Here is a 15,913-nt window from a genome sequence, read left to right on the forward strand (position 1 = left end):
AGCGGCCCGTGTATCCCTTCGCCTACACCCGCGCGAACAACGTCCGGGAAGCCCTGGACGCCGGCAGGCGCGGCGGCCGCTACATCGCCGGGGGCACCACCCTGGTCGACCTGATGCGCGAGACCGTCGAGGCCCCCGACACGGTGGTCGACATCAGCGCCCTGCCGCTGCGGGAGATCACCGCCACCAAGGGCGGGGGCATCCGCATCGGCTCGCTGGCCCTGATGTCCGTGGTGACCGCCGACCCCAAGCTGAACTCCCTCTACCCGGTGGCCGCCCAGGCGCTGCGGGGCGCCTCGGCCCAGCTGCGGAACATGGCCACCATCGGCGGCAACATCATGCAGCGCACCCGCTGCACCTACTTCCGCGATGTGACAGCCGACTGCAACAAGCGCGAGCCCGGCTCCGGCTGCGCCGCCCTGCACGGCTACAACCGCGGTCACGCGATCCTCGGCGGCTCCGATCACTGCGTGGCCGTGCATGCCTCCGACTTCGCCGTCGCCCTGACCGCCCTGGAGGCGACCGTCCACCTTCAGGCCCCGGACGGCAAGGAACGCAGCGTCCCCTTCGGCGACTTCCTGCTCCGCCCCGGCAGCACCCCGCAGCGCGAACAGAACATCCGGCGGGGCGAGTTGATCACGGCGGTCGAGATCCCGGCGTATCCGCGTCCGCTCAAGTCGGCCTACCTGAAGATCCGCGACCGGCAGTCCTACTCGTTCGGGCTCGCCTCGGCGGCCGTCGCGCTGCATGTGCGCGGCGGAGTGATCCGCGAGGCGAAGGTCGCCGCCGGCGGTGTGGCCACCGTGCCGTGGAAGCTGTCCGCCGTCGAGCAGGCCCTGACAGGCGAGCGCCCCTCGGACCGCCTGTGGGCCGCGGCCGCCGAACACGCGGCCGACGGCGCCCGCCCCCTTGAGCACAACCGGTTCAAGGTCGAGCTCCTGAAGCGAACCGTCGAACGCCAGCTGCGCACCGTAGGAGAAATGGAATGAGCCCCCAGCCGCAGGCAGCCGTAGGCGCACCGCTGTCCCGCGTGGACGGCCGGCTCAAGGTCACCGGCAAGGCAGAGTACGCCGCCGAGCACGACCTCAAGGGTGCCGTGCACGCCGTCATCGTCGACGCCAGCGTCGGACGCGGCCGCATCAGGTCCATCGACACCCGCGCCGCCGAGAAACACGCGGGCGTGCTGCGGGTGATCCACCACGGCAACGCCCCGAAACTGCCGTATCGCGACAACGCCGGCTCCAACAACCCGCAAGGGCGCAGACTGCGGGTCTTCCAGGACGACAAGGTCCTCTTCCACGGCCAGCCCGTCGCCGTGGTGGTGGCCACCACCCTGGAGGCCGCCCAGCACGGCGCGAGCCTGGTCAAGGTCCGCTACGACGCCGAAAAACCCTCGACCGACATCACCAAGGCCAAGCCGGGCGAGCCGACGCCCTACGCGCGCGGGGACGCGGAGGCCGGTCTGGCCTCCTCGGCGGTGCGGCTGGACCTGACGTACGAACTGGCGCGCAACCACCACAACCCGATGGAGCCGCACGCCACCGTCGCCCGCTGGGACGGCAACCGGCTCACGGTGTGGGACAAGACGCAGTGGGTGATGGGCACGCACGACGAGATCGCCGCGGTCTTCGACCTCCCGGCGGACGCGGTGCGGGTCATCAACCCGTTCGTCGGCGGCGGCTTCGGCAGCGGACTGCGCTGCTGGCCGCACACCATCGTCGCCGCGCTGGCCGCGCGCGTGACGCGGCGCCCGGTGAAGCTGGTGCTGTCGCGCAAGCAGATGTACTTCGGCACCGGCTTCCGGCCGGCCTACGAGTACCGGCTGCGCCTGGGCAGCGACCGGCGCGGCAAGCTGAACGCCGCGATCCACGACATCGACCACGAGACGTCGTCGTACGAGACGTTCTTCGAGGCCGTCCTGGGCACGGGCCAGATGATGTACAGCATGCCCAACGTCCGCCAGGCGTACCGGCAGGTGCCGTTGGACGTGAACACCCCGATCTGGATGCGCGGGCCCGGCTTCGCCCCCGCGTCGTTCGCGATCGAGTCGGCCATGGACGAACTCGCGCACGAGATCGGCATCGACCCGATCGAACTGCGCCGGCGCAACGAACCGGCCGAGGACGAGTCGACGAACGAACCCTTCTCCTCCCGACGGCTGAGCGAGTGCTACACGGTCGGCGCCCGCGAGTTCGGCTGGGACCGCCGCAACGCCAAGCCGCGCTCCACGCGGGAGGGGAACCTGCTGATCGGCCTGGGCATGGCCGCCGGGGCCTACGACTGCGGGCGGTATCCGGGGCAGGCCAGGGCGCGGCTGGATGCCGACGGCACGGCGGTCGTGGAGGCGGCCACCACCGACATGGGGCCGGGCACGTACACGTCCCAGACCCAGGTCGCGGCCGACGCCCTGGGGCTGACCATGCGCACGACGACCTTCCGGCTGGGGGACTCGGAGTATCCGTTCACCTCGCCGCACGGCGGTTCGTCGACCATGGCCAGTGTCGGCTCGGCCGTCGTCGACGCCTGCAACAAGGTGCGGCAGCAGGCGATCAAGCTGGCCGTGGAGGACCGCGAGTCACCGCTGTACGGGGTGAACGCGGACGACGTCGTGGTGCGCAACGGGCGACTGCACGACCGGAACAACACGGCGCGCGGGGAGACGTACAAGAGCCTGCTGGCCCGCAACGACCGCTCCCACCTGGAAGCGAACGGCGTCTACGAAGGGCCCGGCTCCGACCGGTCCGCCTACTTCGCCTACAGCGCGACCTTCGCCGAGGTGTCGGTCGACGCGGACCTGGGGCTCGTGCGCGTGCGCAAGATGCTCGGCGTGTACGACGCGGGGCGGATCATCAGCCCCAAGCTCGCCGACAGCCAGGCGGTCGGCGGCATCGTGGGCGGCATCGGCCAGGCCCTGCTGGAGCACACGGTCACCGACCACCGCGACGGACGGATCGTGAACTCCAGCCTCGCCGACTACCTCGTGCCCGTGAACGCCGACGTCCCCGAGATCAAGGCGATCTACCTGGAGGGCGAGGACAACGCCGGCAACCTGCTGGGCGTCAAGGGACTCGGCGAGGTCGTCCAGGTCGGTGTGGCGGCCGCGATCGGCAACGCGGTCTTCAACGCCACCGGCCGACGGATCCGCCAACTGCCCATCACCGCCGAGGCGTTGCTCTGACGGCTCCGCCTCCATAGACGGGTCCGGCAGCCGAACCCCCCGTACGGCTGCCGGACCTCCCAGGGTCGCCGCCGCGTATGCGCCCCCGTTGACGCGGCGGCGGCCCGAACCACCTTCTGCGACAGCGACCTTCTGTTCCGGAGATCCTGGAGACTCCCATGCTGAACATCGCGGACACACTGCACCGCTGGTGCCGCGAGGAACGCCCCTTCGCCCTGGCCACGGTCGTCGATGTCACCGGCAGCGCACCCCTGCCCATCGGTACGTCGGTGGCGGTGGACGAGGACGGCAACGCCATCGGCAGCATCTCCGGCGGCTGCGTCGAGGGCGCGGTGTACGAGCTGTGCCGGCAGGTGCTTCAGGACCGAGGGCCGGCCCAGCGGGCCTGGTTCGGCTACTCCGACGACGACGCCTTCGCCGTCGGGCTGACCTGTGGCGGCGAACTCGACGTCCTCGTCCAGCGCATCGACCCGGCCGCCCAGCCGCATCTCGGTGCCGCGTTCGCCGCGGCGGTCGAGGGGCGGCCCGCCGCCGTCGCCCAGGTCGTCGACGGCTCCTTCGCCGGCGCCACGCTGAGCGTGCTCGGCGACAGCTGGATCGCCGACCGCACGCTCGGCGACGGGCCGACCGGCCGGGCCGTCGGAGACCGGGCCACCGCCCAACTCCGCAGCGGACGCACCGGACTTGTCTCGCTCGGCGGCGACGCCGACACTTGCCCCGAGCAGCTCACGGTCCTCGTCCATGTGGCCGCCACCCGCCCCCGCATGCTGATCTTCGGCGCCATCGACTTCGCCGCCGCCCTCGCCCAGGCCGGCCGCTTCCTCGGCTACCACGTCACCGTGTGCGACGCCCGCCCCGTCTTCGCCACCGAAGCCCGCTTCCCGCACGCCGACGAGGTGGTCGTCGACTGGCCGCACCGCTATCTGGCACGGGCGGCGGTGGACAGTCGTACGGCCGTGTGTGTGCTGACCCATGACGCCAAGTTCGACATCCCCTTGCTGCGACGGGCACTTGATCTGCCCGTGGGCTACGTCGGTGCGATGGGCTCGCGACGCACGCACGACGAACGCCTCCGCCGCCTGCGTGAAGTCGGGGTCACCGAGGGGCAGTTGGCCCGGTTGCGCTCCCCGATCGGCCTCGACCTCGGCGCCCGCACCCCCGAGGAGACGGCCATCTCCATCACCGCCGAGATCATCGCCCACGCCAACGAGGGCACCGGCCTGCCGCTGGCCCGGATCACCGGTCCGATCCATGCTCATTGACACCTACGGCCGGGTGGCCACCGACCTGAGAGTCTCGCTGACCGACCGTTGCAATCTGCGCTGTACCTACTGCATGCCCGAGGAGGGCTTGCAGTGGCTGGCCAAGCCGGACCTGCTGACGGACGACGAGATCGTCCGCCTGATCGACATCGCGGTCACCTCGCTGGGCATCGAGGAGGTCCGTTTCACGGGCGGCGAGCCGCTGCTGCGGCCGGGCCTGGTGGGCATCGTGGAGCGGGTGGCGGCGCTGTCCCCTCGCCCGCAGATGTCGCTGACGACGAACGGCATCGGCCTCAAGCGCACGGCGACGGCGTTGAAGGCGGCGGGCCTGGACCGGGTGAACGTCTCCTTGGACACCTTGCGTCCGGAAGTCTTCAAGACCCTGACCCGCCGGGACCGGCATAAGGACGTCATCGAGGGCCTGTACGCGGGCCGTGAGGCGGGCCTGACCCCGGTGAAGGTGAATTCGGTGCTGATGCCGGGCCTGAACGATGACGAGGCTCCGGATCTGCTGGATTGGGCGGTCGAGCACGACTACGAATTGCGGTTCATCGAGCAGATGCCGCTGGACGCCCAGCACGGCTGGAAGCGCGACGGCATGATTACCGCCGGGGACATTCTGACCTCCCTGCGCACCCGTTTCGAGCTGACGGAGGAGGGCTCGGAAAAGCGCGGCTCGGCCCCGGCGGAACGCTGGCTGGTGAACGGCGGCCCGCACGTCGTGGGGGTGATCGCCTCGGTCACCCGCCCCTTCTGCGCGGCCTGCGACCGCACCCGCCTCACCGCCGACGGCCAGGTCCGCACCTGCCTGTTCGCACAGGAGGAGACCGACCTGCGCGCGGCCCTGCGCTCGGGAGCCCCGGACGAGGAGATCGCCCGCATCTGGAAGGTGGCGATGTGGGGCAAGAAGGCGGGCGCGGGGTTGGACGACCCGACGTTCGTCCAGCCGGACCGGCCCATGTCCGCAATCGGCGGCTAGGTAATTCTCTCCTAGGATAAAGGCTTTCCCGGGAGAGAAAGTATCGCCGCTCGACGCCGTATTCCTGGAATTCCGCCGGAGCGATATGACTCACATCCGGGAACGGCGATAATGCCGCCGGACGTCTTTCCTGTCCCGAGCCAATTAATCGGTTCTGGGGACAGGAAAGGGATTCTTCCGTGACACTGCTCGACCTGTTCATCCTGCTGGCCGTGGTGCTGTTCGCCGTGTCGGGCTACCGGCGCGGGCTCGCGGCTTCCGTGGTCGTGTTCGCGTTGACCGTGGCGGGCGCACTGCTCGGTCTGGCTCTTCTGCCGTGGGTCCTCGACGGAGTCGGCGACTCCGCGGGGGCCGTGAACACCGCTGCCCTCCTCACGGTGCTCGTCCCGGCCGCGCTCGGTTCCGCGCTGGCCCGGCGGCCCGCCTCCTGGCTGCGCGGCCGGCTCCTGGCGCGAGGCCCGCTGCGCTGGGCCGACGGTGCGGGCGGCGCCCTGGCCGGTGCCGCCGCCCTCCTCGGCGTCGTCTGGATCGCCGGCAACGCGGCCCTGGGATCCCCGCACACCTCGACCGCACTGCAACAGCAGATACGCGAGTCGACGACCATGCGCACCCTCGCCGACCGGCTGCCGGAGCAGACGGTCACGTGGGCCGACCAGGCCTCCGGCGCGCTCAACCGGGCCGGATTCCCCCAGGTGCTCAACCCGTTCCAGGGCGAGCCGGCCACCGGGGTCGCCGAGCCCTCCGGCGATGCCGTGACCGCCACGGCCACGCGCGCCGCGCAGCAGAGCACGGTGAAGGTCACCGGGCAGCTCGGTGACACCGGCCGGGGTTCCGAGGGCAGCGGTTTCGTCTACGACGACGACCTGGTGATGACCAACGCCCATGTCGTGGCCGGTGTGGACCGCCCCTCGGTGCAGGTCGGCGGGGTGGCGGAGCGGCTGCCCGCGACCGTCGTCCTGTTCGACCCGGACACCGACGTCGCAGTCCTGCGCGTGGCCGGTCTGGACGCGCCGGCCGTCTCCTTCGCCGAGGACGACGCGACGCGGGGCAGCTCCGCCGTGGTCGCCGGATACCCGCAGAACGGTGGCCTGGATCTGCGGGCGGCCACGGTGTCGACCCGTATGAACGCCGTCGGCATGGACATCTACGACGAGTCCTCGGCCACCCGGGACGTCTACCAGCTCCGTGCCACCGTCCGCCCCGGAAACTCCGGCGGACCGCTGCTGACCACCGACGGACAGGTCTACGGCATGGTCTTCGCCCGTTCCACCGCCCACCCGGACACGGGGTACGCGCTCGCCGCCGACGAGCTGCGCACCCTCGCCGACCAGGGCGCCCGGGCCGACGGGCCCGTCGAGACACGGGCCGTGACCGCCTAGCGGTCGGGTCCGTCCCCGCAGGCGACCCCTGTGCGGACGGACCCGGTCCTACACCGTCTGGAGCGAGGACGACTCGTAGGCGGCGAGCAGGCGTTCGGTGTCGGCCAGCTGCCTCAGCCAGCCGTCGCGGACCACGTCGATGCCCGTCTCCGGTTCCTGGAGGGACGCCAGGTACCGGGCGATCGGGGCGCCCGACGGACCGGCCTTCTCATGGAGTTCGATCATCTTGGCCACGAGCTTGGTCTGCATGCCGTAGACCGGGATCTGGGGGCCGCGCGGGGCGATGAGGCCGATGAAGTACAGCTTCTCGACCGTCTCCGTGACGATGCCGCCCGCGTAGCGGACCGGTGCCCCAGCGGTCCACGGAAAGAGGGAGTCGTCCAGGAAGGGGAGGCGGACATTGAAGCCGGTGGCCCACAGGATGGTGTCGTAGTCGCGGGACGTGCCGTCCGTGAAGTGGACGGTGGTGCCGTCGAAGCGCTCGATGCCGGGGCGGACGGTGATGCGGCCGTGGTGGATCCAGTACAGGAGAAGGTCGTTGACGACCGCGCGGCCCTCGGCGAGGGTGGCGCCCTCCGGCTGCGGCAGGCCCGGGTAGGCGTGCCAGTCGCCGATCGACAGACGGGCCATGAGCCGGTTGATCAGATCCTGCTCGGCGGGGGAGAACTCGGTCAGGAACGGCACCTGTTGGCGCGGCACCCCGAAGTAGGTCTTCGGCTGGAACCACGAACCGTGCCGGACGACGATGTCGGCGTCAATGCGGTGCTGGGCGGCGTCCACGGCGAGATCGCAGCCGGAGTTGCCCGCGCCGACGACGAGGACGCGGTCGCCCGCCAGGTCGGAGACATTGCGGTACGACCCCGAGTGGATCGTCTTTCCGGTGAACTCACCCGGAATCTCAGGGATCTTGGGGTCCCAGAGGTGGCCGTTGGCGACCAGGACGCCGTCGTAGACCTCGTCGTGGCCGGACGAGGTCCGCACGCGCCAGCCGTGCGAACCGGGGCGCGCGTCGGCGGGGCCCTCGGCCGGCTCGACGCTCGTCACCGCCGTACCGAAGCGGATCACGTCGTAGAGGCCGTGCTCACGGGCGTACGACTCGATGTAGGCGCGGACCTGGTCGCGGCGCGGGAAGTGCGGGTAGTGGTCCGGCATCGGGAAGTCCTCGAACGTCGTCATGTCGCGCGAGGTGATGAGGTGGAGGGCGTCGTAGTCGGTGTGCCAGTGGCCGCCGACCCGGTCGGTCTTCTCGAAGCAGTCGACGTCGTGCCCGAGGGCGCGGAGCCGCTGGAGGGCGGAGACGCCTGCGGCGCCGGCGCCGATGACGCAGTAGCGGGGCATGGGGATTCCCTTCGTGGGCGGGATCCGTGCGGGGCGCGAGGGAAAGGGCGGGGGATGACCGAAGTATCGGCAGCGGGCCCGCTCCAGGTGAAGCCATGATTTCCGGCAACACCCATAGCCGTTCCCTATGGCTGGGCGGGACTCCCCAGGCGGGCCAGGTGCTTCGCGGCCAGTTCCATCAGCACCCGGGTGGCGGGGGACAGATGGGCCTCCCGGCGGGTGATGAACGCGAAGGTCTCCCGCAGCGGCGGGTCCAGGGAGACCGCGTGCAGACGGTTCATGTAGCCGAGACGGCGGGCCAGAGGCAGGGAGCTGACGGTGTCGCCGACCCCGCGGGCGGCGAGCTCGATGGCCAGGGCGGGGGACTCGACCTCGACCACCGGGGTCAGGGAGAAGCCCTCCTTCTGTACGCGCTCCAGGAGTCGGCGCCGGGTGGGGTCGGCGTTGCCCCACCGGGCCTCGGGGAGGATGAGCGGGGCGTCGGCCAGTCGCTCGGCGGTGGGCGGCTCGGCGGTGCGTGACGGGTCGGCGCTGAGGTAGACGGCCTCGCACGTCCATACGGCACCGCTCACGTCCAGGCCGCGGTCGTCCACGGGGAGCGAGACGAGCCCCGCCTCCAGCGTGCCCTCCCGGACGGCGTCGGCGACCTCCGTGGAGTTGAGCCCGACGACACGGACCCGCACCTGCGGGTGGCGGGCGCGGAAGTCGGCGATCAGATCGCCCAGCATCAGGTGCTGTGCGCTGCTGAACGTGCCCAGGGAGACGGTGCCGCCGGTCAGCGTCCGCACCCCGCGCACCGACTCCTCCGCCTCCTTCGCGGCGGCCAGCGCGTACTGGGCGCGGGGGAGCAGCAGCTGGCCGGCCTCGGTGAGCACCAGCTTGCGGTTGGTGCGGATGAACAGCGGGACGCCGAGCGAGTGCTCCAGGCGCCGGATCTGCTCGGACAGGCTCGGCTGGGCGATGTAGAGGGCCTCGGCGGCCGCGGAGAAGGAGCCGTGCTCGACGGCGGCGAGGAAGTAGGTCAGCTGCTGAAGGGTCACGGTGTCCGCCGGGTCGTCGCGCCGTGCCAAGGGCACCGGCCAAAGGTTTTGCCTTGAGGAACCCCGGAACTTCGAGGGTTCACCAATCGCTCAGGGGCTCCCCATACTCACCGCAAGCGCTGAGGCGGTCAACGGTCGTACGCACACCGCCGTCGTCGGACCCGGACCTCCCCGCACCCTCACGCTCAGGCTCCTCCCACCATCCCCAGGTCTCCCGGAGGTCTCCCGTGCTGCAATCCCCTGAGCAGCCCCCATCAGCGGTTCCTGACGAGGGCGCGGACGGCAAGCTGCGCCGCACCATGTCGCTCCAGCAGGTCCTCTTCCTCGGCGTCGGCGGCCAGATCGGCTCCGGCTGGCTGTTCGCCATGCTCTACGCGGCCGGTGCCGCCGGCCCCGCCGCGATCATCTCCTGGCTCATCGGCGGCGCCCTGATCATGCTGATCGCGCTGGCGTGGATGGAGGTCGGCGCCGCACTGCCCCGCAGCGGTGCCATCGTCCGCTACCCGTACCTCACCCACGGCGGTCTGACCGGCTGGCTGATGGGCTTCTCGTACTGGATCGCCAACATCTCACTGCCCGCGATCGAGGCCCTCGCCGTCATCACCTACCTCGGTGACGCCTTTCCCGGCCTGGACATGCTGGAGGTCAAGGACGGCGTCTCGGTGCTGACCTGGCCGGCCGGCATCCTCACGGCCATCGGGCTGATGGTCCTCTTCTACTTCATCAACGCCTTCGGCGTACGGCTGCTCAGCGAGGCCAACCGCTGGGTGACCTGGTGGAAGATCATCGTCCCGACGGGGACCTTCGTCCTCCTCCTCTTCGTCTTCAACTCCTCCAACTACACCGCCCACGGCTTCTTCCCGGGAGGCGGCGGCTCGGTCTTCGAGACGGTCGCGGTCTCCGGCATCGCCTTCGCGCTGATGGGTTTCCGCGGGGTCATCGACTTCAGCGGCGAGGTGGTCAACCCGCGCCGGACGATCCCGCTGGGCACGGTGGGCTGCGTGCTGATCCCGCTCGCGGTCTACCTGGCCCTGCAGATCGCCTTCATCGGCGCCGTCAACTGGGGCGACGCCGGTGTCTCGGTGGGCGACTGGTCGGCGCTGGGCGGCAGTTCATGGGCGGACGGCCCGCTGCTGCACGCCCTGCGCGCCTCGTCCATGGCGGCCCTCGGCGCCTTCGCGACCGTCCTGCTCATCGACGCCATCGTCTCCCCGGGCGCGGCCGGATACATCTACCTCGGCACCGCGGCCCGCGTCGGCTTCGGCCTGAGCGTCCACGGCTACCTGCCCAAGGCGTTCCAGAAGACCAACAAGCACGGCATCCCCTGGTTCTCCACCGTGGTGACCTTCGTCGTCGGCTGCGTCTTCTTCCTGCCCGCGCCGAGCTGGTACCGGCTCGTCGGCTTCATCAGCGCGGCGATGGTCCTCAGCGCCCTGATGGCCGCGGTCTGTCTGCCGGTGATGCGCCGTCACGCGCCGTCGCTGCCCCGCCCGTTCGTGCTGCGGCAGCCGAAGATCTGGGCTCCGGCGGGCTTCCTTGCCGCCGCCGGGATCATGTACTGGGCTGGCTATGTCACCCTCGTCAACCTCACGGTCGTGGTCTTCGCCGGGCTCGCGGTGTACGGCGCGCACTACGCCCCGCACCGCGGCTGGATCCCGCGCCGCACGGGCCTCGCGGTGAGCGCGGTCTACCTCGCCCTGTGGATCTACGTCACCGAGCGGGGCGGCTGGTTCCTGGCCCCCGGCACCGAACCGGCCGACGGCAGCTGGTCGTTCGCCGTGTACTGCGCCGCGAGCACGGCCGTCGTCGTCGCATACGTCGCCACCGTCTGGTGGCTGGCCGACGCCGAGGGCAGACAGCACACCCGCGGCGGTTTCTGGCTGGTCTTCCTGCTGCTGGCCACGCTTCCGGTGTCGTACGTCGGTGAGTTCGGGCCCGTGAAGGATCTCGCGTTCCCGGTCGGCACGCTGATCGAACTCGGGGTGGCCCTCGTCGCCTACTACTGGGGTGTCGCCTCGGGGTTCGCCACCGACGAGCTGCACGAGCAGGTCGCGCTGGAGATCCGGCGAGAGGCCGCGGAAGCGGTTCCGGCGCCTGTGGTGGCCGCAGCCGAGTGAGCCGTGGGGCCGGGCCGTGAGAGACGGCCCGGCCCACCGCGGAGATCTCACTAACACCCCTACAAGGAGGACCAGTTGAGCACGCCCCCCGCACCGGTGGCCGGTCCGCGCCTGGCCGGCAGGACCACCCTGATCACCGGCGCCGCCCGCGGCCAGGGCGCCTCGCACGCCGAACGGCTCGCCTCCGAAGGGGCCCGGGTACTGGCCTGCGACGTCCTGGACGACGAGGGCAAGGCCACGGCGGCCCGGCTCCGGGAGGACGGGCTGGATGTCGAATACCTGCATCTCGACGTGACGTCACCGGCCGACTGGTCGGACGCGGTCGAGTACGCCCGGTCGGCCACCGGACGTCTGGACGTCCTGGTCAACAACGCCGGCATCATCCATGTGAACCCCCTCCTCGACGAACGCCCCGAGGACTGGAACGCCACCCTCGCGGTCAACACCACGGGCCCGCTGCTCGGCCTCCAGGCCGCCGTGCCCCTGATGCGCGCGGGTGGCGGCGGCTCGGTGATCAACGTCGCCTCGATCTTCGGCGTGGTCGGCGCACCCGGTTACGCCGCCTACTGCGCCAGCAAGGGCGCCCTGATCGCACTCACCAGGACCGCCGCCCTGGAACTGGCCGCCGACGGCATCCGCGTCAACGCCCTGTGCCCCGGCGGGGTCAGCACCCCCATGAACGAACACGAGAAGGAAGGCGGCGTGATCCCGCAGACCCCGCTGGGCCGCCGCGCCCACGTCCGGGAGATCTCCGGTGCCGTGGCCTTCCTCGCGTCCGACGACTCCAGCTTCACCACCGGAACGGAGATGATCATCGATGGCGGTTTCCTCGCACACTGAGCCCGTCGGCAGCACGGCCCTGGTGACGGGCGCGGCGAGCGGCATGGGAAGGGCCGTCGCCGAACGCTTCCTCACCGAGGGGTGGACGGTCCTGGCCCTCGACCGGGACGCGGAGGCCCTCGACAAGGCGGCGGCCGAACTGGGCGCGGCCTACCGCCCGTTGCCGGTGGACATCACGGACCGCTCGGCGGTGGCCGAGGCACTGGGTGAGCCCGTCGGCCTGCGTGCCGTCGTCAACGCGGCCGGCATCTACCCGCCCAGCCTCCTCGCCGACTACGACGAGCGGGCCTACCGGCGGATCTTCGACGTGAACGTCCTCGGCACCCTCAACGTCACCGCGGAGTCCGTTCCCGCCTTGCGCGCCGCCGGGGGCGGTACGGTCGTCAACTTCGCCTCCATCGACGCCTTCGCCGTCTCCCCGGGCCAGTTGCTCTACAGCGCGTCGAAAGCGGCCGTGGTGTGTCTCACCCGTTCCCTGGCCCACGAACTCGGCACCGACGGCATCGCGGTCAACGCGATCGCCCCCGGCTGGGTGGACACCCCGGGCACCCGCGCGGGCGGCCGTATGGAAGAGGCGGTGGCCGCCGTCCCGTTGGGCCGCGCCGCCCAGCCCGAGGAGATCGCCGACTGGGTGTGGAAGCTGTGCCACGGCAGCTATCTGACCGGCGAGACCCTGGTGGTCAGCGGCGGCCTCACGGTCCGCTGACGCGTAGTCGTCGTGGCCGCAGGGCCGGGTCCTCGCTCGCGTGGACCGGGGCGGCGTCCGTGACTCCGGGACCATGCGTCCGCGGCGCCATGCGTCGGCGGGGCGGGTGAGCCCCTGCCCTGGCCCGCCTGCGGGGCCGTGACGCCGTACGGGATCGTCGGCAGGGCGTCCGCGGGCGGTACCTGTGAGCCCCTGGTTCGAGCCGTGTTTCATGCCGCGCCCGGATCGTCCGCCGTCCGGGCGAGGTGTTCCCTCAGGAGGCGGCGGCAGCCGGGGGCGTATCGCCGGCGGCGGGGAACAGTCGCTGGACGGCGGCGACGATGGCCGCGCGACGACTCGCCAGGAAGGCGTCGCGTTCCTCGTCGGCGGGAGCGAGACTGGTCTGGCTGACCCATGACAGGGCCAGCTGGCTGACAAACACCAGGATGTCCTCGGGATCCCACGCGGGATCGAGATGGCCCGCGTCCTGTGCCTTGCGCAGCTGTTCGATCTTGTGGCGCAGCGATTCCTGGAACGGGTCGTCGGCGGCGGGTTCCCCGGCCGGCAGTTCCAGTTGGCCCCACATCATCAGCCGGTGGCGCTCGGGATGGCGGGCCGCGTGGTCGTGCAGGCGGCCGGCGTAGCCCGGCAGGTCGGTGGCGTCCATCGGGACGGCTTCGGCCATGGCCGCGAGTTCCCGGCCGGCGACGAACCGGTAGAGCGCCTCCTTGCCGCGGAAGTGCGCGTACACGCGCTCCTTGCTGGTGCGCGCCGCCTTCGCGATCCGCTCGACCCGTGCTCCCGCGATGCCGTGGCCGGCGAACTCGGTGGTGGCCGCGGCGATGATGCGGTCGATCGTGGTGTCGGTGGTACTGGTGCGGGGGGCCATGCGCCCCAGAGTACCAAACCGTTCGGTTTGACGAGGGTGGCGTGTATGCCTAGGCTCGAACCGAACCGTTCGGTTTGAACCTTTTGGGAGTGACTCATGCAGCAGCGCAGGCTGGGCCGTCAGGGCCTGACCGTCTCCGAGATCGGCTACGGCGCGATGGGCACCGCCGTCGGCTACGGCCCCTCGGACGACACCGCGTCGATCACCGCCATCCGCCGCGCCCACGAGCTGGGCGTGACCCATTTCGACACCGCGGCCGGGTACGGCTGGGGCGAGGGCGAGAAGCTCCTCGGCCACGCCCTCGCGCCCGTCCGCGACGAGGTGACGATCGCGACCAAATTCGGCATCGACCCGGGCTTCGTCCCGGACTCGCGGCCGCAGCGCATCCGGGAGTCGGTCGAGGAGAGTCTGCGCAATCTCGGCGTCGACGTCATCGACGTGCTCTACCAGCACGGCCCCGATCCGGACGTCCCGGTCGAGGACGTGGTGGGCGCGATGAAGGAACTCGTCGAGGCGGGCAAGGTCAGGTACCTCGGCCTGTCCAACATCGACGCCGACGCCATCCGCCGCGCCCACGCCGTGCACCCGATCTCGGTGCTCCAGGACGAGTACTCGGTCTTCGCCCACCACTCCGAGCAGTTCTTCCCGGTCCTGGAGGAGCTCGGCATCGGACTCGTCGCCTACTCCCCGCTGGCACACGGCTTCCTCAGCGGCGCCGTCACCCCTCGTGAGCAGTACGCCGCCGACGACTTCCGCCAGACCGCCCCCTGGTGGGCCCCGGAGAACTTCGACCAGAACGTCTCCCTGGTCAACGAGCTCACCAAGCTCGCGGAGAGCAAGGGCGTCAGCCTCTCCCAGCTGGCCCTGGCCTGGCTGCTGGCGAAGAAGGACTACGTCGTCCCGATCCCCGGCTCCCGCAACGCCGATCGCGTCGCGCAGAACATCGCGGCGGCCGAGCTGAAACTGACCGCCGACGACGTCGCCCGCATCGACGAGATCGCCCCCGACGGCGCCATAGGCCGACGGGGCATCTGACACCCGCGCCGTCGCCGTCCAGGAAAAGATGCGACCGGCGGGAGGGGCGGTGATGCTGCTGGGGGATGCGCCTCGTCCCGTTCGCCGAGCCGGCTCGGTCGATGGCGACGGAGGGTGCACGCACCACCGAGCCGAACCGCTCGGTGAGAACCGGAGGAGAGTCCCGTGACCGACAGCACGAAGATCGCCATCGTCACCGGAGCCAGCCGCGGCATCGGCCGTTCCATCGCGCTGGCCCTGGCCCGGGAGGGCCTGGACGTGGTGATCACCTACCGCTCCAACGAGCAGGAGGCCGCCGGGGTCGTCAAGGAGGTCCAGGACCTCGGTCGCACGGCCGTCGCCCTCCGGCAGGACGTCGCCGACTTCGGCGCCCTCGACGCCTCCGTCGCGGAGATCCGTACGACCCTGAGCGACACCTGGGGACGTGAGACGTTCGACTGCCTGGTCAACAACGCCGGCATCGGTATCACCAAGCCGCTCACCGCCCTCACCGAGGACGACTTCGACGCCATGATGAACGTCCACGTCAAGGGTGCGGTGTTCCTCACCCAGAAGCTCCTGCCCCTGATGAGCGACGGCGGCGCCATCGTCAACATCTCCTCCGGCCTCACCCGCGTCACCGCGCCCGCCGCCGGCGGCTACGCCATGATGAAGGGCGCCATGGAGGTCTTCACCCGCCACCTGGCCGCCGAGCTCGGACCCCGTGGCATCACCGTCAACGTGGTGGCCCCCGGACCCACCGCCACGGACTTCGGCGGCGGCCTCATGAAGGACGAGAACGTCAGCGCCGGCATCGGCCAGCTGAGCGCCTTCGGAGAGATCGGCAACCCCGACAACATCGGCTCCACGGTCGCCGCCGTCCTGTCGGGCCGTATGCACCGGGTCACGGCACAGCGCATCGAGGTCGGCGGCTTCCACGTCTGACGACTCCGGGCCCGCGGGTGCCTTCGGGCCGTTCGCGTCTCACGGGCAGAGAGCGAGAGGCTTCCGGCACGGCACGGCACGGCACGGCACGGCACCGGCGGGCGAGGGGCGGCCGGTTCGCCGATGCCGGCCGCGGCCGGATCGTGTGCGCCGCAGGGGCCGGCACCGCACCCTGCTGACGGCCCCTCCGTGGAGGACGGTCCCCGCGTCGCGCCTCAGCCAGGGATCGGCAATCCCTGGCTGCCGT

General features: G+C 71.0%; 13 protein-coding genes. 10 read left to right on the top strand and 3 right to left on the bottom strand.

Features of this window, described 5'->3' with window-relative positions; all coding sequences use genetic code 11:
* Positions 1 to 8: 8 nt before the first annotated feature.
* The 5 genes from ACFY0U_RS30170 (at position 9) to ACFY0U_RS30190 (ending at position 6,798) form a co-directional block, all read left to right on the top strand.
* A complete protein-coding gene (locus tag ACFY0U_RS30170; protein ID WP_388641180.1) occupies positions 9 to 989 on the top strand; it encodes an FAD binding domain-containing protein in 981 nt (326 codons plus the stop codon).
* Entirely contained in the window at positions 986 to 3,178 is a 2,193-nt protein-coding gene (locus ACFY0U_RS30175; protein WP_388641182.1) for a xanthine dehydrogenase family protein molybdopterin-binding subunit, read from the top strand. Before ACFY0U_RS30170 ends, ACFY0U_RS30175 begins: the two co-directional genes overlap by 4 nt.
* 158 nt (positions 3,179 to 3,336) lie before the next feature.
* Positions 3,337 to 4,440, top strand: coding sequence for an XdhC family protein (locus tag ACFY0U_RS30180; RefSeq protein ID WP_388641184.1), 1,104 nt, complete (start codon positions 3,337 to 3,339; stop codon positions 4,438 to 4,440).
* Positions 4,430 to 5,419, top strand: coding sequence for a GTP 3',8-cyclase MoaA (moaA, locus tag ACFY0U_RS30185; protein WP_388641186.1), 990 nt, complete (start codon positions 4,430 to 4,432; stop codon positions 5,417 to 5,419). Before ACFY0U_RS30180 ends, moaA begins: the two co-directional genes overlap by 11 nt.
* Positions 5,420 to 5,598: 179 nt before the next feature.
* Complete coding sequence (locus ACFY0U_RS30190; RefSeq protein ID WP_388641188.1) at positions 5,599 to 6,798, top strand: MarP family serine protease; 1,200 nt, start codon at positions 5,599 to 5,601, stop codon at positions 6,796 to 6,798.
* A 48-nt stretch (positions 6,799 to 6,846) separates the two neighbouring features.
* On the opposite strand, the gene ACFY0U_RS30195 is transcribed toward ACFY0U_RS30190, so the two are convergent.
* Positions 6,847 to 8,136 carry a flavin-containing monooxygenase gene (locus ACFY0U_RS30195; RefSeq protein ID WP_388641190.1) on the bottom strand — a complete coding sequence of 430 codons (1,290 nt, stop codon included), beginning with the start codon at positions 8,134 to 8,136 and terminating at the stop codon, positions 6,847 to 6,849.
* A 125-nt stretch (positions 8,137 to 8,261) separates the two neighbouring features.
* The gene (locus tag ACFY0U_RS30200; protein WP_388641192.1) at positions 8,262 to 9,212 is read right to left on the bottom strand and encodes a LysR family transcriptional regulator; all 951 of its coding nucleotides are present in this window, start codon (positions 9,210 to 9,212) and stop codon (positions 8,262 to 8,264) included.
* A gap of 191 nt (positions 9,213 to 9,403) precedes the next feature.
* Between ACFY0U_RS30200 and ACFY0U_RS30205 the strand changes: the two genes are divergently transcribed.
* The 3 genes from ACFY0U_RS30205 (at position 9,404) to ACFY0U_RS30215 (ending at position 12,839) form a co-directional block, all read left to right on the top strand.
* Positions 9,404 to 11,293, top strand: coding sequence for an APC family permease (locus ACFY0U_RS30205; protein WP_388641193.1), 1,890 nt, complete (start codon positions 9,404 to 9,406; stop codon positions 11,291 to 11,293).
* Positions 11,294 to 11,368: 75 nt separating this feature from the next.
* Entirely contained in the window at positions 11,369 to 12,133 is a 765-nt protein-coding gene (locus tag ACFY0U_RS30210) for an SDR family NAD(P)-dependent oxidoreductase (RefSeq protein WP_388641195.1), read from the top strand.
* Complete coding sequence (locus tag ACFY0U_RS30215) at positions 12,111 to 12,839, top strand: SDR family NAD(P)-dependent oxidoreductase (protein WP_388641197.1); 729 nt, start codon at positions 12,111 to 12,113, stop codon at positions 12,837 to 12,839. Before ACFY0U_RS30210 ends, ACFY0U_RS30215 begins: the two co-directional genes overlap by 23 nt.
* 253 nt (positions 12,840 to 13,092) lie before the next feature.
* On the opposite strand, the gene ACFY0U_RS30220 is transcribed toward ACFY0U_RS30215, so the two are convergent.
* A complete protein-coding gene (locus ACFY0U_RS30220; protein WP_388641199.1) occupies positions 13,093 to 13,707 on the bottom strand; it encodes a TetR family transcriptional regulator in 615 nt (204 codons plus the stop codon).
* A 96-nt stretch (positions 13,708 to 13,803) separates the two neighbouring features.
* Between ACFY0U_RS30220 and ACFY0U_RS30225 the strand changes: the two genes are divergently transcribed.
* Complete coding sequence (locus tag ACFY0U_RS30225) at positions 13,804 to 14,742, top strand: aldo/keto reductase (RefSeq protein ID WP_388641200.1); 939 nt, start codon at positions 13,804 to 13,806, stop codon at positions 14,740 to 14,742.
* A 165-nt stretch (positions 14,743 to 14,907) separates the two neighbouring features.
* Positions 14,908 to 15,666 (top strand): SDR family NAD(P)-dependent oxidoreductase, encoded by a 759-nt coding sequence (locus ACFY0U_RS30230; RefSeq protein ID WP_388641202.1) that lies wholly within the window; start codon positions 14,908 to 14,910, stop codon positions 15,664 to 15,666.
* The last annotated feature ends 247 nt before the right edge of the window (positions 15,667 to 15,913 follow it).

Source organism: Streptomyces sp. NPDC001536 (assembly GCF_042894505.1).
Lineage (GTDB): Bacteria > Actinomycetota > Actinomycetes > Streptomycetales > Streptomycetaceae > Streptomyces.